Source organism: Roseibium sp. (genome assembly GCF_048261595.1).
In the GTDB taxonomy this organism is placed as follows: Bacteria; Pseudomonadota; Alphaproteobacteria; order Rhizobiales; family Stappiaceae; genus Roseibium.
This window is the reverse complement of the sequence record NZ_JBLXFW010000002.1, coordinates 121,520-140,621: the sequence shown is the minus strand read 5'-3', so window position 1 is coordinate 140,621 and position 19,102 is coordinate 121,520. Positions and strand designations below refer to the sequence as shown.

Below are 19,102 nucleotides of genomic sequence, written 5' to 3'. Positions count from 1 at the left end.
TCATTATGGTGTATCGATTCTTGCGGATATCCCTGACAAACGGGGACGTGGCAGGGGTTGAGTTGACGTCCGCTTCGGGCGAGCATGGAGAATGAACCTGAATTCGGTCTACATCACCATCGGTGTCGCCATCATCCTGGTGCTGGTCACGGCATTGGTCGGGCCATTCTTTGTCGACTGGACCATCTACCGCTCCACGTTCGAGACCTACGCGGAGCGGGCGCTGGGCCACAAGGTCACCGTGCTCGGCGATGCCGACATTCGGTTGCTTCCCTCACCGACGGTAACCTTCTCCGATGTGCGCGTCGGTGCGAAGGAAGACCCGCTTCTTGTCGTGTCGCAGTTCAAGATGCGCGTGGAGCTGCCGCCGCTTCTGAAAGGCGAGATCCGGGTTCTGGACATGAACCTGGATCGGCCACACCTGACCCTTTCCCTCGATGAGCAAGGGCGGCTCGACTGGTTGACCGCCATGCAGGGCGGCGGTGTCCTCAGCGAGGTTTCCGAAGACGATATCGCCTTCGAGAACATCACCGTGACCGATGGCGCTCTCTCCCTGATCGATGCACGCACCGGCGAAACACACAGGGTTGATGATGGCAATCTGCAGGTCAGCGCCCGAACCCTTGCCGGTCCGTTCAAGGTCGACGGCAGCCTGACCTACGAGGGCGAGCCCTATTCGATCCGTGTCGCAACGGGCAAGCGGCACGAGGACGGGTCGATCCGGGTGAAGGGCTCGGCTCTGCCGTCCGCACATCCGGTCGAGTTGTCCGTCGACGGCTCCTTGTCTCACGTGGAAGAAACGCCCGTATTCGAGGGCGGGTTCAATCTCACTGCCGTTGTGCCCGATGATGACCCGGAACGAGCCTGGCGGGTTGACGGCCAGATCCTTGCCAACCCTACCAGCCTCGATGTCCCCTCGTTCGAATTCCGCTACGGGCCGGAAGACCGGCTTCTTGGCATGGACGGTCAGGCGCAGGTCGTTTTCGAAGGCGATCGACGTTTCGAAGTCCGGGCACGGGCGAAACAGCTGGATCTCGACCGTCTTTATGGTGGCGGGCCGCAGGTGCCGGTGGCGCCGGATAGGGTTGCCGCTTCCGTCCTGAACACGCTGAAGTCGATTTCCCGTCCGAAGATGGATGGCGTCATTGCACTCGATGTGCCGGCCATCGTCGCCGGCGGTGGGCTGGTTCAGGACGTTCGCCTGGATCTGGAGACGATAGACGGCGGGTGGCGCGTCGCCCGTCTGGCCGGGCGAGCTCCCGGCAGAACGACGGTTGCCGTCCAGGGCGACCTGTCGCTTGCCTCGGATGCGCCGTCCTTCCGCGGTAACCTCTCGGTCAACTCGGACCAGCCGGGGTCCTTTGCGGGCTGGATTGCGCAAAGCGATAGTTCAAGCAGTGCCATGCAGCCGATTGCTATCAGCGGCCGGCTCAATGTGGTGTCTGAGGGAGCTGCCCTCGATAATCTGCGCCTGACGCTGGCCGGTTCGGAGGCGAGCGGCGGCCTGTCCTATCGCAAGCCCCGGCAGGGCAATTCGGTCTTTTCCCTCAGCCTTGATGCAGACACGCTCGATCTGGACGAACTTGAAGAGGTCGCGGGGCTGTTCCGCTTGCCCAGTGATGCAGGACAGCCGGATGTCTCCGTTCGCCTGCGAGCCCGCCGGGTTGACATCCGCGGTGTCGAGGGCAAAGGCCTTGCGATGGAAGCCGAATATTCGGGCGGTGGCTTGCGCATCGACCGTCTCTTTGCCGAGGACCTCGCAGGCGCGCAGATCGATGTTTCCGGCCAGGTCGAGGACCTGTTCACGGCGCCTTCGGGAAGTCTGTCGGGCAGCTTGAATGCCACCGATCTGGATGGCGTGGTCGCGGTTCTTTCCGGTGTTCTGCCGGACAATCCCGCAGTCAAGCGGCTGGAACAGGCTGCCGACTATCTTGTGCCTGCCAGGTTCGAGGCGGAACTCAAGGCATCTTCGGTTGGCGAGGGAAGCGACGCCACGCTGATACTCGATGGCGTCGCGGGCGGCGTGGACGCGCGTTTCGACGCGAATTTCAAGGGCCGTACGGATGAATGGCGGGATGCAAACCTAGAGGCGGCACTCGACCTCAGCGGGCCTGATGGCGGGCAGATCCTCCGTCAGCTCGGCTTTGAAATCCTGCCCGTGGATGATCTCGGAGGATCGGAGTTCAGGCTCACCGCAGAAGGGCGTCCGCAGGACGGCCTGGAAATGGTGCTCTCCGCCCGGGCCGGTGAGGCTTTGGTCGGCGCGCAGGGGCAGCTCCGCCTCGGTGCGCGCAATGCCCCGCGTTACACTGCATCGGTCACGGCCAGCCTTCCGGATCTTGCCCCCTTCGCACTGCTCGTCGGCCGGGTGATGCCTGTCATGGCCGGCGAGATCGATGCCGATGTCCGTTTTGACCTGACAGGCAACGGCAGCGAGATCTCGATTTCGGATCTTTCCGGAACGGTCGGCGGGGTCAGCGTCGACGGTGCCGCCGAAGGAGACCTGGTCCCGGCTCCGGGAGAGACCAACCGGCGCTTCAAGGGCAATCTGCATATCGGCACTGCGGACCTTAGATACCTGAGTGAGGCCATCCTCGGACCGGATCTCTGGTTTTCCGCGGGTGACGGGTCCAGTGCGTGGCCGACGGCTGCCTTCGGTGCTCCGCTGTTTTCCGCCATGGACCTGACACTGGATCTCAAGGTCGATGAGCTTGTCATCGATGGGGAGCAGGCGATTTCCGGGGCTCGCTCCGAACTTCGGCTGACCCCGGTCATGCTGCGTCTCGATGGCCTGACTGGTGGTTTTGCCGGCGGCAGCATCTCCGGCACGCTGGCGCTCAGACGGTCGGGCGGAGAGGGCGCGGTTTCGGGCCGGCTCAATCTCGACAATGCAATTCTGGATTCCCTCGTTTGGACCCGCAACGGGCGCGCGATCGCAACGGGCGCGCTGGACATGGCTCTCGACTTCGAAGGGGCGGGGCGTTCGATCGCGCTGATGGTGTCCGGCCTGACCGGAGGCGGAACATTCACTGTGACGGATGGCGAGCTCCGGGGTATCAACCCGATGGCCTTCGGTCATGTGATCCGTGCGGCCGATGCGGGGCTGGACCTGCGGGACGAGAAGATCGAGGAACTCTTCGTCAGTCACATGGAGGCCGGGAGCCTGCCGTTCGACCGTCTGGAAGGCGCGATCTCCATCGTCGGCGGCCGGGCAAGTGCCCGGAATGTTTCAGTTGATACGGAAAACGCGGACATTTTCGGTTCGGCGGAAGTCGATTTCAACACCTCCGAACTCAAGAGCGACTTCGCGCTCAAGGTCGATCCGGGAGAAAATGCGGTCACCGGGGCGGAGCCCCAGGTCGGTCTTCTGTTTTCCGGCCCGCTGGACGCTCCGGAACGCCGGATCGATATCTCGCCCTTCACGGCGTATCTGACGCTTCGCGCCTTTGAGCAGGAGGTCGAGCGTGTCGAGAAGCTACAGGCCGACATTCTTGAGCGCGACCGCCTGCTGCGTGAGTTGAAACGCCAGAAGGAAAGCCAGGCCCGGTCGCTGCGCGAAGCGGAGGAAGCTGCCGAACGTGCAGTGCGCGAGGAAGAGGAAGCAGCCCTTCGCGCGCAGGAGGCCGCCGAGCAGGCCGAGGCGGAGAGGAAGGCTGCGGAAGCGGCCCGGCTGGAAGCCGAGCGCAAGGCGGAGGCCGACCGCCTCGCTGCGGAGGCGGCGGAGGCTGCGCGCAAGCAGGCTGAGGAAGACAGACTACGTGCAGAGGCTGAACGCAAGGCCGCAGAGGAGGTGGCGGCTCGAGAACGCGCCGCAGCAGAAGCTGCCCGGCCCCTCGAACCTGACGCAGCGCCCGTTGCTGAGGATCCAGCCGACTTCGCCAACCGCATCCGGTCCGTCCTTGAGACACCGGCAAATCAGAACGATCCGTCCGGCGGAGTCGATCTCAGGGGAGTGGTAGATGGTGGTGCCGTCGACTTGAGTGGTGCCGACAACGGATTGCCGCCGCTGGATGCCCCGCAGACCGTCGAGGACCTGATCACCCGTGAAATCGGCACCCCGGTTGAAGAGCCGCTGACGACGGGTTCGAGCGATGCACCGGCACAGGTCACCCGTCCTCGCAGGCAGACCCGTCCGCAGCCGGTTCAGCCGCGCTACCGCACCTTGCCCAATGGCCTGGTGGTTGAAATACCTGCCAACTGATCCTGGAAAAGAAAACCCGGCTCGAACGTCGGTCTTCCGCCGGAGGCAGGCCTATTCGCGCGTGAGTGCGAACTCAAGGGCATGAACCCGAACCGACGAGGACAGTGCGTCGTCCGGGTCGCGGTTGTCGTCTATCTCTGCAATAAGCGCTGCGAGCGAAATGTTCCGCCTGCGGACGATTTCGTCGATGACGGCCCAGAACTCCGGTTCCAGCGCGATGCTGGTGCGGTGCCCGTGCAGGGCCATGGACCGCTTCACCAGCGGCATGTCATTGGTCCCCGTCGCCGTCTATGCCGTCCTTGGGGGCATTCCGGTCGAGGCGATGAGCCTCCAGCCGGCGGACCTCCAAGTCCCCGGTCTTTGCCGTCAGCTTTTTCTCAGACTTGGTCCGGCCGAACTTGATGCGATTGTCGTCGGCCTTCTTCTCGCGTTCGGACCGTGCCTTCCGCTTGCGTGCCTGCCGGAGATTTATGATCTCGCCGGTCATCGCGAAGGGGTCCGGCTCAGGTTTTCTTGCGGAATGCGTCGAGGGAAACCACCTGACCGCCGTCGGTTCCATCCGGCTTGTCGCCGTCCGTATCGGCATCGGCGCTTGCAGCTTCAGCCGGCTTTTCCGCAGCAGCATCGGTCGCAACAGCAGTTTCTTCGGCGGCCTTTTCGGCGCGCGCGAGTTCCTCGACCGCTTCCAGAAGTTCTTCGGGAAGTTCTTCGGCCGTCTTGCCGGGATCAAACTCGAGTGCGAACTGGACGGAGGGGTCGAAGAAGCCCTTGATCGCGCTGTAGGGGACGAGCAGTTTTTCCGGAACGCCGCCGAAGGACAGCCCAACTTCGAAGGCATGTTCGCCGATGGCCAGGTCCCAGAACTGATGCTGCAGGACGATGGTCATCTCCTGCGGATAGCGTTCCTTCAGGCGCGAGGATACCCGCACGCCCGGCGCATTGGTGTCGAAGGCGATGTAGAAATGATGATCGCCGGGCAGGCCCGTCCGTCCGACCTCTGCGAGGATCTTCTTGACTGCGCCACGCAGCGCGTCCTGGATGAGGATATCGTATCGGAGGAGGTCTTCTGCCATCTTCTCTTCGTCAAAGCGTCTTGGAATCGAGGATTTGTTGCCAAGCAATGTGACGCTTGGAGCGGCAAAAGGAAAGGCCCCATTCGGTCTTTGGTCAACTATTTGGCGTGAATTCCCGGCAGAATGGCTGACGTGATTGCAGGGATTGCCGAAAGCGCCAGGGATGCCTGAGCCACTTCGAATGAATGCAGTTTGCAGAGGAAATGAAGTGGAGGCTTCTGTTGCCAGGTGCCTCCGAACCCCGCCTGACGGTGCTACCCGCCAGGGCTTTAGTGGACTACCGGTACTGCGTTACGCAGCAACAGCCATGTCCGAAGCATAGTTGTCGTTTGCAACTATTAAGAGAGCCCGATAACGGTGGTACAATGCCGAGCAAAAGCACAGTCTTTACGCCCTCGTCGATCCTATTTCGCCCCCGCCGAAACCCATGAAACTGCGAACGCTTTGTCTCATGGACTTGGGTGGAGGCGCCGGGTACCGCCCCCGGGTCCGATAGGTTTATTTCACTGACCGTTTATTGCCATAGCCGGAGAACCGGCACGCCTGATATAGGCTTATCAGTCGGCAAATAAAAGGGGGCGGCATCGAAATGCCCGTCAGTGCCGTCCTGTGCCCGACCGGCCTGTGGGCAAGTGGCACCTTCCGGGGATCGTGATCGTTGTCGGTCTCGCCGGTCTTGCGAATCTGCCACATTCGGGGCGAAAACAGGGGCAATGAAAGTGCCTAAGGCGAAAGCCAAGGCCGTCTCAAGGGATCGAACCTCGTGGACCAATATCTGAACCTCATGCGGACCATTCTGGAAACCGGCACGGATCGCGGTGACCGGACGGGAACCGGGACGCGCTCGGTCTTCGGTCACCAGATGCGCTTCGATCTGTCAGAGGGCTTCCCGCTGGTGACGACCAAGAAGCTGCATCTGCGCTCGATCATTCACGAGCTGCTGTGGTTCCTCGCTGGCGACACGAACATCCGTTACCTGAAGGAGAACGGCGTCAAGATCTGGGATGACTGGGCGGATGAGAACGGCAATCTCGGACCGGTCTACGGCTACCAGTGGCGGTCCTGGCCGGCGCCCACTCCTGAAGATGACGGCCGCCATATCGACCAGATCTCCAATCTCCTTGAGATGATCCGCAAGAGCCCCGAAAGCCGGCGGTTGATCGTCTCTGCCTGGAACCCGGCGCTTGTCGACGAAATGGCCCTGCCGCCGTGTCATGCGCTGTTCCAGTTCTACGTGGCGGACGGAAAGCTGTCCTGTCAGCTCTACCAGCGCTCGGCGGATGTGTTCCTCGGAGTGCCGTTCAATATTGCGTCCTACGCGCTGCTGACGATGATGATCGCGCAGGTCACCGGCCTCAAGCCGGGTGACTTCGTGCACACGCTCGGCGATGCCCATCTCTATCACAATCACCTGGATCAGGCCCGCGAGCAGCTGACCCGCGAGCCGCGGCCGCTGCCGGCCATGGTGCTCAACCCGCAGGTTACAGACCTCTTCGCCTTCAAGTACGAGGACTTCGAACTCGTCGGCTACGACCCGCACCCGCATATCGCGGCGCCTATCGCGGTGTGAACTGAGGGGCGGTCAGTGCCCCAGCGCCGCCCCGGATCTAATCCGAGGCCTTCCCTGTCATCTTGTTTCGATCCCGGCTCGAGGCCGGGACGGCGCTGGAAGCGAGGGAGGGAATTGCCATGTCATCTTCCGTCACCCCGGACGCAGGCGAAGCCGAAGATCCGGGGCCTATTCATTTGCAGAGAGTTGTGTGGGGTATTCACAGCGCGGCCACGTTAGAAATCGGTCCGCGAGCATTTCGGCAAGCGGGCCTGCGAGTGGGTCCCGGCTCGCGCTGCGCTTGGCCGGGATGACGGTCTGGGGCGGTTCACTTTCGCGTTCCTATCTGTCGCACCCTGAAGTCTCCGATTGCGCTGGGGTCTCTGTGGCTCTATCGCTAGAGACCCTTCCTTCAGCAACGGTTGTCTCCCGTGGCTCCCAATTCCGCAATCACCTCCGGTCCGAAGGCCAATCTCCTCGGCAGCCTCTTCATGGTCCTGGCAATGGGCCTGTTTGCGCTCGAGGACACGTTCATCAAGGGTGCGGCCGGCGAGCTGCCGGTCGGTGAGATCCTGATGCTGTTCGGGGCAGGGGGCGCGGCTGCCTTTGCCATGCTGGCCATCTTGCGGGGCGAGCGTCTGCTGGTGGCAGAGGTCTTTTCGAAGGTGATGCTGGTCCGCTTCCTCTTCGAGTTCACCGGACGGCTTTTCTATGTGCTGGCGCTGGCCCTGACGCCGCTGTCTTCGGCAACCGCAATTTTGCAGGCAACTCCAATCGTTGTGGTGATGGGCGCGGCGCTGGTCTTCGGAGAAAGGGTCGGCTGGAGGCGCTGGACGGCAATCTTCATCGGCCTCGTCGGCGTGCTGATCGTCCTGCAGCCGGGCACCGACGCCTTTTCGCCCCTTTCGATCCTTGCGGTCATCGGCATGGTCGGCTTTGCCGGTCGGGACCTGGCCAGCCGCGCCGCACCGCGATCGCTTGGCACCAACCTGCTCGGATTTTACGGCTTTCTGACCATCGTGATCGCGGGCGCGGTCTTCGGGGCCTGGGAAGGCGAAGAACTCGTCGTGCCCTCGACCGCCAGCCTGATGGCCATAGCCGCTGCCGTCATTGCCGGTGTCTGCGCCTATTCGGCGCTGATGAAGGCCATGCGCACAGGAGAGGTCGCCAGCGTGACGCCCTTCCGCTATTCCCGGCTGCTGTTCGGAGCCGGCATGGGTATTGCGTTCTTCGGCGAGGACATCGACGCGGCCATGCTGATCGGCTGCGGTCTCATCGTCGCAGCCGGGCTGTTCATCCTCATTCGCGGACGGCAGCGCAAGGCTGCCTGATCCAGCGTTATTCGCTGTTGCGGCCGCGCCGGATTTCCTTGTGGGCGCCGATCAGGTCCGTGTACCAGTGAGCGCTGTTCTTCAGCGTGCGGACCTGGGTGTCATAGTCGACATGGACGATCCCGAAGCGCATCCTGTAGCCCTCGGCCCACTCGAAATTGTCCATCAGGCTCCAGAGAAAATAGCCTTTCAGCGGGATCGTTCCGGAGGCAGCATTCGCGACGACGGACAGGTGCTTTTCGAGATAGGAAATGCGGGACGTGTCGTTGACGACGCCGTCCACCGGCTCGTCGTTGTAGCAGGCACCGTTCTCAGTGATGTAGCAGGCCGGCAGCGAATAGAGCTCGTAGCAGGTGCTCATCAGGTCGGCGAGGGCGTTTTCCTGCACTTCCCAGCCGATGTCGGTGCGAATGGCCTTTGCATCCGGCTGGGCGCCAAGGGTCATCGGGTACTGCGCGTCAGGCGCCGGATCATGCTTCACCCGCATGGGCGTGTAGTAGTTGAGGCCCCACCAGTCGAGCGGTTGGCTGATGGTCTTCAGGTCGCCGTCCTCGATCTTCAGCTTATCGCCGAATGCTTCCAGGATCTCGCCGTCATAGGAGCCCTTGAAGACCGGATCGAGAAAGACGCCGTTGTGGAACTTGAAGGCGCGTTCGGCGGCCGCGGTGTCCTCTGCATTGTCCGTGGCCGGATAGACCGAATGCAGGTTCAGCACCACACCCATGGGAATGTCGGCGCGCACGGACCGTGCCGCCTCGACCGCCTTGCCATGGGCCAGGTTGACCATGTGAACCGAGGCGGCAAAGGCGTCAAAACTCTTCTCGCCAGGGGCATGGATGCCGTAGAGGTGGCTCAGGTGACAGACGCACCAGGGTTCATTGATCGTTGCCAGCGCATCTATCCGGTCGCCAAAGTTCTTGACGACAATCTCGGCATAGTCGGCAAAGGCGTCGGTGGTCGAGCGGGCCGTCCAGCCGCCGTCGCCTGCAAGCGCAAGCGGCAGGTCCCAGTGATACAGCGTCGGGAAGACCTTCAGTCCGCGTTCGAGCATTCCGTCGATGAGTCGATCATAGAACGCGATGCCCTTGTCGTTCACCTGTCCCCGGCCAAGCGGAAGGATACGCGGCCAGGCGATGGAAAAGCGGTAGGCGTCGGCGCCGAGCGCCTTGATCATGTCGAGGTCGGCTTCCCACAGGTGATAGTGGTCGCAGGCGACATCGCCTGAATGTCCGCGATAGACCCGACCCGGCATCTTCGAGAAGGCGTCCCAGATGCTCGGACCGCGACCATCTTCCTGAGCGCCACCCTCGATCTGGTAGGCGGCCGTCGCAACTCCGAAAAGAAAATCGTTCGGAAAATTCGTCGCCAGATTCCGTGCCGAAACCATCTGCATTCCCCCTTGTCGCCCCGCCGGCCTTTTTGCCCGCTGTTTGCCGTTCGAGACGGGTTTGCGCGCACAACGGCAAATTATTCGCGCCAAGGGCATAGGCTTCAAAGCGCTTTGGATCAAGCGATTTTCAAAGTTGAGGGGCACAATGACGCGCATCTGTTGCGGAAGAGCCGTCTGATTGGACGTTGCGACTTGCCGTGGCAGGGCCAAGCGTGCCATGTGCAGGAAGCGCTCGCGCGTCGCCGGGCCGCTGGGAGCGCGGGGGCAAAAGGGTAGTTCTGGAATGACCGTGATCGCCGCAATCGTCCGGCTCATTTGTGCACTGAACGCTATTGCGGGGCGCGTTTTTTCATGGTTCGCGCTGGCAATCGTGCTGGTCTGCTTTGCCGTTGTGGTGCTGCGCTATGCCTTCGGACTGAGCTACGTCTGGATGCAGGATCTCTATGTCTGGCTGAACGGGGCCATGTTCACGTCTGTTGCTGGCTTTGCACTGCTGCGCGACAAGCATGTGCGGGTCGACGTCTTTTACCGGAATTGGAGCAAGCGGCGGAAAGCGCTGGCGGATCTGTTCGGCGCCTGCTTGTTCCTGTTGCCCTTCGCGATCGTCGTCACGCTTTATGCGCAACCTTACGTCGGTCAGTCCTGGGGCATCCTCGAGGCCTCATCGAATATGGGCGGACTTCCGGGCCTGTTCATTCTGAAGGCCTTCCTCCTGGCATTTGCCGCGCTGCTCGGGCTTCAGGGGCTTGCCGTCCTGTTGCGCTCAGTGCTGGTGCTCGCAGGCCGGTCCGAACTGGTGCCTGCGGACTTCGCCTACGGGGAGGCGGAGGGCTGATGGATCCGGTTCTGATCGGCGAAATCCTGTCCGGGCTGATGTTCTTCGGCATCATCGGCTTCCTGCTGTTGGGCTTCCCCGTGGCCTTCACATTGGCCGGTGTGTCACTGCTGTTCGGTCTCGTAGGCATGGGGTTCGGGGTCTTCGATCCTTCCAGCCTTGGCAGCCTGCCGAGCCGCTATCTCGGCTACATGACCAGCGAGGTTCTGGTCGCCGTACCGCTGTTCATCTTTATGGGTGTCATGCTGGAGCGCTCGAAGATTGCCGAACAACTGCTTCTCACCATGGGCAAGCTGTTCGGCAACCTGCGCGGCGGGCTCGGACTGTCCGTGATCCTGGTCGGGGCCATGCTGGCCGCCTCCACCGGCGTCGTCGGTGCGACGGTGGTGACCATGGGCCTGATTTCCCTGCCGGCGATGCTGCGGGCAGGCTATTCCCCAAGGCTCGCCAGCGGGGTCATCTGCGCGTCCGGAACCCTCGGTCAGATCATTCCGCCGTCCACGGTGCTGATCTTCATGGGCGACATGCTGTCGGGCATCAATGCCCAGGTACAGATGGCCAGGGGCAATTTTGCTCCTGCACCCGTCTCCATAGGGGATCTCTTTGCCGGGGCCATGCTTCCCGGATTGCTGCTGGCGGGGCTCTACGCCGCCTATGTCGCCTTCAAGGCCGTGACCGACCCGAAATCTTGCCCGGCAACCCCTGTGACCCCACACGAGAAAGACCGGCTTGGCCGCGACGTGCTGCTGGCACTGGTTCCACCGCTGGCGCTGATCCTGGCGGTTCTGGGTTCCATCCTCGGGGGCATCGCGACACCGACGGAAGCGTCGTCAGTCGGGGCGGTCGGGGCTATGGTGCTGGCAGCTTTGCGTGGCAGGCTGTCCCCTGCCGTCCTGAAGGAGACGGCGACCGCCACGGCGACCATCACGTCCATGGTGTTCGTCATCCTCTTCGGCGCGTCGGTCTTTGCAGTCGTCTTCCGGCTCATGGGCGGGGAAGATCTCGTCCACGGGTTCCTTGCCGATCTGCCGGGCGGCCAACTCGCGGCCGTCGCCCTCGTCATGGCGATCATGTTCCTGCTGGGCTTCATTCTAGACACGTTCGAGATCATCTTCATCGTGATCCCGATCACCGCTCCGGTGCTTCTGGCTCTCGGGGTGGACCCGATCTGGCTAGGGGTTGCAGTTGGCGTCAATCTGCAGACCTCGTTCCTGACACCGCCCTTCGGTTTTGCGCTGTTCTATCTGCGTGGTGTCGCGCCCGACGAAGTTGCCTCTGCGGACATCTACAGGGGTGTCGTCCCCTTCGTTCTCCTGCAGCTTCTTGCGATCGGGATCCTTTTCGCCTTTCCGCAGCTCGTCACCTGGCTTCCGAGGGTGTTGTGAATCGGGTAGACCCGTAACCAACGACCCGGGCGCTCTCCATCCGAAGTGAAACCGAGCGATAGACCTGCGAGAAAAGGACTGACGATGACCGAGATCATGATGATCGCAGCTGTTGCGCGCAACGGCATCATCGGCGCGGACAACGACATGCCCTGGCATATCTCGTCGGATCTGAAGCACTTCAAGGCCATGACCAAGGGTAAGCCGATGGTCATGGGGCGCCGGACCTTCCAGTCGCTTCCCGGGCTCCTGCCGGGGCGGCCTCATATCGTCATCACGCGGGACGAAAGCTTTGAGGCGGTAGGTGCCGAGACGGCGGGGTCACTTGAGGCGGCGCTGAAGCGCGCAGCTGAAATTGCCGAGGAGCAGGGCGAAGATGCAGTCGCGATCATCGGCGGCGGGCAGATCTACCGGGCGGGAATGGCGTTGGCCGACCGGCTGGAAATCACGGAGGTTCAAGCCGATCCGGAGGGAGACACGTCCTTCCCTCGGATCGATCCGGAGATCTGGCAGGAAGTCGAAAGACGCAAGGGGGAGCGCGGCGAGCGCGACAGCGCTGACTTCGACTTTGTCACTTACCGGCGCAAGTCGGCTTGAGGTAGAACAAGCCGCAGCGGCCGCGATATTGATAGACTGAGTGTTGTGCGGCCGAGAGCCGCGCGGGTGTCTTTGGGAGTTTCCATGGCGTTCAAGACCATTTTGGCCGTTGCCGAATATTCGAAAGATGTCAAAGCGGCGATCAAGGCCGTCTCAGGCTTGGCACGTGCCGCCGACGCGCATCTTTCCGTCCTTCTCGTCGGTGAGGCTCCAAGCCTGCCGTTCTACGGTTATGGCGGTGCGGGCTACACCCGCGTCTGGATTGAAGAGAGCGAGGAACGGGCCGAAGGTCTGAAGGCCGCGCGCGACGACGTCGAGGCAATGCTTTCCGCCGAAGGTGTTTCCTTTGATGTGCGGGCTCATCAGGCGATCGTTGCTCGGGAGGACAACCTCGTTGCCCGACATGCGATCTACGCCGACCTGACCGTGATCCTGCGCTCCGGCGAAGGCGACCTGACATCGGTCGAGCAACAGGCCATCGACGGGGCCGTGTTTGATAGCGGCCGCCCTGTTCTCTACATGCCCCGGCCCTTTGCTGGCAGGGAAATTGGACGTCGTGTTCTGGTGGCCTGGAATTCACGGGCGGAGGCAGCAGAAGCCGTTTCGGATGCCATGCCTTTCCTGACAGCTGCGGAAAAGGTGACACTCTTGACTGTCGATCCGGTGAGTGGTCCCGAAGATCACGGCGAACAACCGGGAGCGGACATGGCGCTGGTGCTTGCCCGACACGGTATCAATGTCGAGGCGAGAACCGCACAATCGGATGGCCGACTTGTGTCAGAGGTGATTTTGGACGAGGCAAAGGCTCTCGACGCAGATCTGGTCGTCATGGGCGCTTATGGCCATTCGCGTGTTCGGGAGACCATTCTCGGCGGAACAACGAGTGAAATGCTGGAAAATTCGAAGCTTCCGCTGTTCCTTGCTCACTGACACGAACGGACCTCGACCAGATGACTGACGCGAGCGCGGCCGCAGCAGCGATGAATCTTGACGGCGAGTGGCTGGGTTTCGATGAGCTTGGGACGCGCCGGCTGCACGACCTTCTGAGGCTGCGTCAGGACGTCTTTGTCGTCGAGCAGGACTGCGCCTTTCCCGAGATCGACGGCAAGGATCCGCAGGCCTTGCACTATCTGCTTGTGAGCAAGTCGACAGGCGCAATCGCCGGGGCCCTGCGCATCTTCTTGCCGGAAAGCGTGGGTGGCCCGTCCGGGGCGACGGAATCCCGTATCGGACGGGTTGTAACGGCGCCGGGTTATCGCGGCACCGGGCTTGGCCGGCGCCTCATGGCGGCAGGTGTTGCAAAATGCCTTGAAACCGCGCCGGGTACGCCGATCCATCTGTCCGCCCAAGCCCATCTGGAGAACTTCTACAAGGACTTCGGTTTCGAACGGGTTTCGCAGGACTATCTGGAAGACGGTATTCCACATGTGGACATGATCCGCGTCGTCTGACGCCTCATCATGGCCGTCAGGGTCGCATGCAGCGGAATTGCTCAGGTTCGGCCCTTGAAACCTTGATCGTGCAGACCCAATTGCGACATGAGCCATTCTTGCGGTTTTTCGGGAGGCAAGGGGCTGGCCTTGCGTTGAAAGCCCTTGGTAACCTCCCTATAACCTGCGGTGAGTCAGAACAGGCAAACCTTAACTCCGGCGCGCGTCGGGCAATCGGCCGATTGACCCGATGAGAGCGCCGGAAGCGTAACGAAGGAACTCTTGATGCCTTGGAGCAATCAGTCAGGCGGCGGTGGCCCCTGGAAGGGCGGCGGCAATAACGGCGGCCCATGGGGCGGTGGCGGAAACAACGGCGGTCCGTGGGGCGGTGGTCCCAACCGGGGCGGAGGCAATCAGCCGCCCGATCTGGAGGAACTGCTGAAGCGCACCCAGGACCGCATGAAGACTGTTCTGCCCGGTGGCGGCGGTGGCGGTCTCGGTGCTCTGGGCATCCTGCTCGTGGTTGGCGTCGTTGCCGTCGTGTGGATGGCGTCCGGTCTCTACCGGGTCGAGGAAGGCGAAGTCGGCGTCGAGCTGGTGCTTGGCAAGGTCACCGACCAGACCGGCACGGGCCTCAACTACAACTGGCCCTATCCGGTCGGCGAAGTCTACAAGCCTCAGGTTCAGCTGCAGCGCGAATTGACAGTTGGTGTCGAGGAGATCATCCGCGGCAACTCCGTGTCGTCCCGCGACGTTCCGCAGGAAAGCCTGATGCTGACCGGCGACGAGAACATCGTCGATGTGGGCTTCAAGGTTCAGTGGCGTATCCAGAACACGCGTGACGGTATCTCCAACTTCCTGTTCAACATCCAGAACCCGGAAGGCACGGTGAAAGCTGTTGCCGAAAGTGCGATGCGCGAGATCGTCGGGGCCTCCAGGATCGACTCAATTCTGACCGAAGATCGTGCGGCAACGCAGAACAACGTCCGTAACCTGATGCAGACAACGCTTGATTCCTATCAGGCAGGTATTGAGATCACGCTGGTCCAGATGCAGAAGGTCGACCCGCCCCAGCAGGTCATCGATGCGTTCCGTGACGTTCAGGCGGCCCGTGCCGACCAGGAGCGTATCCAGAACGAAGCCCAGGCCTATGCAAACCGGATCGTGCCGGAAGCCCGGGGTGAAGCCGCGCGGGTGACGGAAGCGGCCAGCGCGTATCGCGACCAGACCGTCGCCGAGGCAACCGGTCAGTCGCAGCGTTTCATGCAGGTCTACGAGCAGTACAAGAACGCGCCGGACGTGACCCGCGAGCGTCTCTATCTTGAGACCCTCGAAAAGGTTCTCGGTTCCAACAACAAGATCATCATCGACAGCCAGTCGTCGGGTCAGCAGGGGGTTCTGCCCTATCTGCCGCTTGGTGAGCTGACGTCCCGTGGTGCCTCTCAGGCAGGCCGATCCGGAGGTGCCCAGTAATGCGTAGCGGAATCCTTATCGTTCTTCTGGCGATCGCCGCTTTCGTGGCCTATGCCTGCCTGTTCGTCGTCAATCCGACCCAGCAGGCGCTGGTTCTGACCTTCGGTCGTATCGACAAGGTCATCCAGGAGCCGGGTCTCAACTTCAAGATGCCGGCACCGTTCCAGAATGTGATCTATCTGGACAAGCGGATCCTTGACCTGAACATGCCGCCTATCGAGCCAAACCTGGCCGACAAGAAGCGTGTCGTCGTGGATGCGTTTGCCCGTTACAAGATCTCGGACCCGGTCCTGTTCTATCAGCGTCTCCAGACAATCCGTGCTGCCAACAGCAGGCTGTCCACGCTGTTGGACGCCGCGCTGCGTAACGAGCTTGGCCGGACCTCATTTGACCGGCTCGTCCGTGACGACCGTGATGGCGTGATGGCAAACATCAGAAACGCGGTCAGCGGATCGGCTGCAGAGCTTGGCATCGACATCATCGATGTGAAGATCCGCCGCGCCGACCTGCCGGATGCAAACTCCCAGGCGATTTTCGCCCGGATGCAGACCGAACGTCAGCGTGAGGCGACCGAGCTGCGCGCGCAGGGTGAAGAACAGGCCCGCCGCATTCGTTCGCGTGCGGATCGCGATGCGACGGTTCTGGTTGCAGAAGCCAAGCGTGACGCGGAAATCATGCGAGGCGTCGGCGATGCCGAGCGAAACAAGATCTTCGCTGAAGCCTATAGCGCGGACCCGGACTTCTTCGCCTTCTATCGCTCGATGCAAGCCTATGAAGCCAGCCTGCGCCAGGGTGATACCAGCCTGGTCCTGTCGCCGGATTCCAGCTTCTTCCGGTATTTCAACGACCCGATGGGTGCGTCCGAAAGCACGGAAGGCAGTTCCGGTCAGCGCCTGCAGGCACCTGCTGCGCAGTGAGCGACCTGATCGTTGCCCTTGGCCTGGTGCTGGCGCTGGAGGGAACCCTCTATGCGCTCGCACCAGGGGGCATGAAGGCAATGATGCGCGCAGCCCTTGAGACCTCCGACCAGACCATGCGCACCGCCGGTCTGGTCGCTCTGGCGCTGGGCGTTTTGCTCGTATGGTTCGTTCGGGGATAACCCGAACCAGACAACGCAAAAGTGGCGCTACGTGAGCTTCTTGTGCTCGCCAGCGCCACAAATCCGTATAATCTCGTGATCTAGGGTATCACGAGGATGCCGGCAGGCTCTTGCCGCCGGTACCGATCCGTCAGGGATGGAGGTTAAGGCCCGATGGCTTTGCAGTTTCTTCGCCAACACTTGAGCGGTGCAAAATCCGTGGCGTTTGCCGCCATGGTCGGGGCGTTCGTCGCCGTGCAGCCGGTGTCCGTATCCCATGCGCAGGGGCCCGTCTCGGTGGCCGATCTCGCCGAACAGCTGGCGGACGCGGTGGTCAACATTTCCACCTCGCAGACGGTCAAGGGCGAACGCTCCGTACCGATGCCGCAGGTTCCGGACGGGTCTCCGTTCCAGGAATTCTTCGAGGAGTTCTTCAACCGTCAGAACCGGGGCGAGGATCGTCCGCGCCGTGTGCAGTCGCTCGGCTCCGGCTTCGTCGTTGACGGGGTCGAAGGCATCATCATCACGAACAACCACGTGATCGAAGGCGCCGACGAGATCACCGCCAACTTCAACGACGGCACAAAGCTGAAGGCCGAACTGATCGGCACCGACGAGAAGACCGATATCGCGGTCCTCAAGGTCACCCCGGACAAGCCGCTGAAGGCCGTCAGCTTTGGTGACAGCGACGCCATCCGCGTCGGCGACTGGGTCATGGCCATCGGCAACCCCTTCGGCCTCGGCGGCACCGTTACGGTCGGGATCGTGTCCGCGCGCAACCGCGACATCAACTCCGGTCCCTATGACAACTTCATCCAGACCGATGCGTCCATCAACCGGGGCAACTCGGGCGGTCCGCTGTTCGACATGGACGGCAACGTGATCGGCATCAACACCGCGATCATCTCGCCCTCTGGCGGTTCCATCGGCATCGGCTTCGCCATTCCGGCAAAGACCGCGACCCGCGTCATCTCGCAGCTGCGCGAATTCGGCGAGACCCGCCGCGGCTGGCTCGGCGTGCGGATCCAGGAAGTCACCGACGAGATTGCCGAAAGCCTCGGCATGGACGAGGCCATGGGGGCGCTTATCGCCGGCGTCAACGACGATGGTCCGGCAGCGGAAGCCAAGATCGAGCCGGGTGATGTGATCCTCGAATTCGACGGCCGTCCAGTCGAGACCATGCGCGAACTGCCGCGCATGGTGGCCGAAACCGCCATCGGCACCGCTGTCGACGTTGTCGTCCTGCGCAAGGGCGAGAAGGTCACTCTGAAGGTCACGCTCGGGCGTCTTGAAGAAGCCGCAGCGGAAGACGGCGACAAGGACAAGGGCGACGACCAGACGACCGATACGCCGTCTGATACGGAGGTGCTGGGCATGATCCTCGCCGAGCTCGATGATGCGGCCCGTCAGGAATTCGGAATCTCCGAAGACGTGACAGGCGTTGTCGTCAAGCAGGTCGCACCGGGCAGCTCCGCTGAAGAAAAGCGGGTGCAGGCTGGTGACGTGATCAAGGAAGTGGCGCAGGAGCCGGTGGCGACGCCGGACGATGTCATCGAGCAGGTGGAAAAGCTGAAAGAGGACGGCCGGCGTTCGGCGCTGCTTCTGCTTTCCAACCCGACCGGCGAGCTGCGCTTCGTTCCGGTTCGCATCGAGGACTGATCTTTCCTGGTCAATTCCGCCACAATAGTCATCAGGGCCGCCCACTCGGGCGGCCCTTTTGCTTTTGCCGCTTCATTCGGGCGAGGCTGACGCGAGCGCTGGGATCATCCCATAGAGCGGCTATGGGATCCCATCCGATACCCGGCGACCTGCGGAAGACCTGGAAGCGTCACGGCATGGATCCCCCGACCAGGTCGGGGCTGGCTCCATCAAATCCGGTGATGACGGCAAAGGGTGTGGCAAAGGCAACGCCGCTTCCTCTGCCGTCATCCCGGACTGAGCGACGCGAAGATCCGGGACCCACTCGCAGCTCCGCTTGCTGAAGCGCTGGCGTGTTGTGACACGGCCTGCCGCACGACAATTCCTCAGCTGAACCGCTCTGCGAACGAGTAGGCCCCGGATCTCCGGCTGGGCCTTCGTCCGGGGTGACGGTGATACTGCGGAGCACAGCCCGGCCACACGCTAGGTGCCGTCCCGGACCTGATCCGGGACCAGGAAATTCGGCGGGGCACGCAAAACGAAAGGTTGCGGCGTAGGGGTTTCCGGATCTCCGGCTGCGCCTGCGTCCGGGGTGACGGACGAGGAAGCGGTGAGGTTGACGGCAACGCTGCTATCCCCGCTGTTTCGGCTGCAACCCTCTGAAATCATTGCCTCCGAATTCCTTTATCCCCCACCCCTCCGACCTGACTTACACTTGGTGCTGTTCTCGCCGTCACGGGGCCCTGAGTGGACCGACCGTTCGGGGCGGCGGGAGCCGGAGGTCAGGAGCACCTATCCGGGATAACGGACCGGTAGCGCGCTCCGGCGGATCGCTCAAGCCGAAGGCGCCACGGGTGACAGACGTGGGGCAGCCCGGTCAGAGAGGCGACGGGTCGGGGAGAATTGACAGCCCTCCCCGCAGTCCGCAGTGGCACGCGGATGGAAACCTTAGCGCTCGGCGAGATGCCTGGGACAGGCCTTCGGGCAGGCGGGACGCCTTGCCACTCACCCAACCAACCCAATTCGCCCGGCAAGCGCCGGGTGCCTGCCATCCCGTTCGGATCGAGCGGAGACACACTGCCGGAACGCCGGAGGCAAGCCTCGCGGCGCTATTTGTGCTGG

At 62.4% G+C, this 19,102-nt stretch carries 16 protein-coding genes and 1 other RNA gene; 12 read left to right on the top strand and 5 right to left on the bottom strand.

The window, feature by feature from the left end:
* The first annotated feature begins 91 nt into the window (after nucleotides 1–91).
* On the top strand, nucleotides 92–4,201 hold the full coding sequence (locus tag ACN0SY_RS08005; RefSeq protein WP_417686141.1) for an AsmA family protein: 4,110 nt from the start codon (nucleotides 92–94) through the stop codon (nucleotides 4,199–4,201).
* 51 nt (nucleotides 4,202–4,252) lie between these two features.
* On the opposite strand, the gene ACN0SY_RS08000 is transcribed toward ACN0SY_RS08005, so the two are convergent.
* From ACN0SY_RS08000 to ssrA, 4 genes are all read right to left on the bottom strand, one after another.
* Nucleotides 4,253–4,468 carry a ribbon-helix-helix domain-containing protein gene (locus tag ACN0SY_RS08000; RefSeq protein ID WP_417686139.1) on the bottom strand — a complete coding sequence of 72 codons (216 nt, stop codon included), beginning with the start codon at nucleotides 4,466–4,468 and terminating at the stop codon, nucleotides 4,253–4,255.
* A gap of 1 nt (nucleotide 4,469) precedes the next feature.
* Nucleotides 4,470–4,688: a DUF4169 family protein gene (locus ACN0SY_RS07995; protein ID WP_417686137.1), complete on the bottom strand. Its 219-nt coding sequence runs from the start codon at nucleotides 4,686–4,688 to the stop codon at nucleotides 4,470–4,472.
* A gap of 16 nt (nucleotides 4,689–4,704) precedes the next feature.
* Nucleotides 4,705–5,274, bottom strand: coding sequence for an SspB family protein (locus ACN0SY_RS07990; RefSeq protein WP_417686136.1), 570 nt, complete (start codon nucleotides 5,272–5,274; stop codon nucleotides 4,705–4,707).
* A 207-nt stretch (nucleotides 5,275–5,481) separates the two neighbouring features.
* Nucleotides 5,482–5,852, bottom strand: a transfer-messenger RNA (tmRNA) gene (gene ssrA, locus ACN0SY_RS07985).
* 185 nt (nucleotides 5,853–6,037) lie between these two features.
* Between ssrA and ACN0SY_RS07980 the strand changes: the two genes are divergently transcribed.
* Nucleotides 6,038–6,844 carry a thymidylate synthase gene (locus ACN0SY_RS07980; protein WP_417686134.1) on the top strand — a complete coding sequence of 269 codons (807 nt, stop codon included), beginning with the start codon at nucleotides 6,038–6,040 and terminating at the stop codon, nucleotides 6,842–6,844.
* 410 nt (nucleotides 6,845–7,254) lie between these two features.
* Entirely contained in the window at nucleotides 7,255–8,154 is a 900-nt protein-coding gene (locus tag ACN0SY_RS07975) for a DMT family transporter (protein ID WP_417686132.1), read from the top strand.
* A gap of 7 nt (nucleotides 8,155–8,161) precedes the next feature.
* Here ACN0SY_RS07975 and ACN0SY_RS07970 read toward each other — a convergent pair whose 3' ends face one another.
* A complete protein-coding gene (locus tag ACN0SY_RS07970) occupies nucleotides 8,162–9,541 on the bottom strand; it encodes a GH1 family beta-glucosidase (RefSeq protein WP_417686131.1) in 1,380 nt (459 codons plus the stop codon).
* Between the two features lie 286 nt (nucleotides 9,542–9,827).
* Between ACN0SY_RS07970 and ACN0SY_RS07965 the strand changes: the two genes are divergently transcribed.
* From ACN0SY_RS07965 to ACN0SY_RS07925, 9 genes are all read left to right on the top strand, one after another.
* Nucleotides 9,828–10,379, top strand: coding sequence for a TRAP transporter small permease subunit (locus ACN0SY_RS07965; protein ID WP_417686130.1), 552 nt, complete (start codon nucleotides 9,828–9,830; stop codon nucleotides 10,377–10,379).
* Nucleotides 10,379–11,764, top strand: coding sequence for a TRAP transporter large permease (locus tag ACN0SY_RS07960; RefSeq protein WP_417686128.1), 1,386 nt, complete (start codon nucleotides 10,379–10,381; stop codon nucleotides 11,762–11,764). The genes ACN0SY_RS07965 and ACN0SY_RS07960 overlap by 1 nt, the downstream gene beginning before the upstream one ends.
* A gap of 84 nt (nucleotides 11,765–11,848) precedes the next feature.
* Complete coding sequence (locus tag ACN0SY_RS07955; RefSeq protein WP_417686126.1) at nucleotides 11,849–12,361, top strand: dihydrofolate reductase; 513 nt, start codon at nucleotides 11,849–11,851, stop codon at nucleotides 12,359–12,361.
* A gap of 84 nt (nucleotides 12,362–12,445) precedes the next feature.
* Entirely contained in the window at nucleotides 12,446–13,291 is an 846-nt protein-coding gene (locus ACN0SY_RS07950) for a universal stress protein (protein ID WP_417686124.1), read from the top strand.
* A 20-nt stretch (nucleotides 13,292–13,311) separates the two neighbouring features.
* Nucleotides 13,312–13,812, top strand: a complete 501-nt coding sequence (locus ACN0SY_RS07945) for a GNAT family N-acetyltransferase (protein ID WP_417686122.1) — start codon at nucleotides 13,312–13,314, stop codon at nucleotides 13,810–13,812.
* A gap of 264 nt (nucleotides 13,813–14,076) precedes the next feature.
* Complete coding sequence (gene hflK / locus ACN0SY_RS07940; protein ID WP_417686120.1) at nucleotides 14,077–15,264, top strand: FtsH protease activity modulator HflK; 1,188 nt, start codon at nucleotides 14,077–14,079, stop codon at nucleotides 15,262–15,264.
* On the top strand, nucleotides 15,264–16,181 hold the full coding sequence (gene hflC / locus ACN0SY_RS07935) for a protease modulator HflC (protein WP_417686118.1): 918 nt from the start codon (nucleotides 15,264–15,266) through the stop codon (nucleotides 16,179–16,181). The genes hflK and hflC overlap by 1 nt, the downstream gene beginning before the upstream one ends.
* Nucleotides 16,178–16,363 carry a DUF2065 domain-containing protein gene (locus ACN0SY_RS07930; protein ID WP_417686116.1) on the top strand — a complete coding sequence of 62 codons (186 nt, stop codon included), beginning with the start codon at nucleotides 16,178–16,180 and terminating at the stop codon, nucleotides 16,361–16,363. Before hflC ends, ACN0SY_RS07930 begins: the two co-directional genes overlap by 4 nt.
* A 153-nt stretch (nucleotides 16,364–16,516) precedes the next feature.
* Nucleotides 16,517–18,001 carry a DegQ family serine endoprotease gene (locus ACN0SY_RS07925; protein WP_417686115.1) on the top strand — a complete coding sequence of 495 codons (1,485 nt, stop codon included), beginning with the start codon at nucleotides 16,517–16,519 and terminating at the stop codon, nucleotides 17,999–18,001.
* Nucleotides 18,002–19,102: the final 1,101 nt, after the last annotated feature.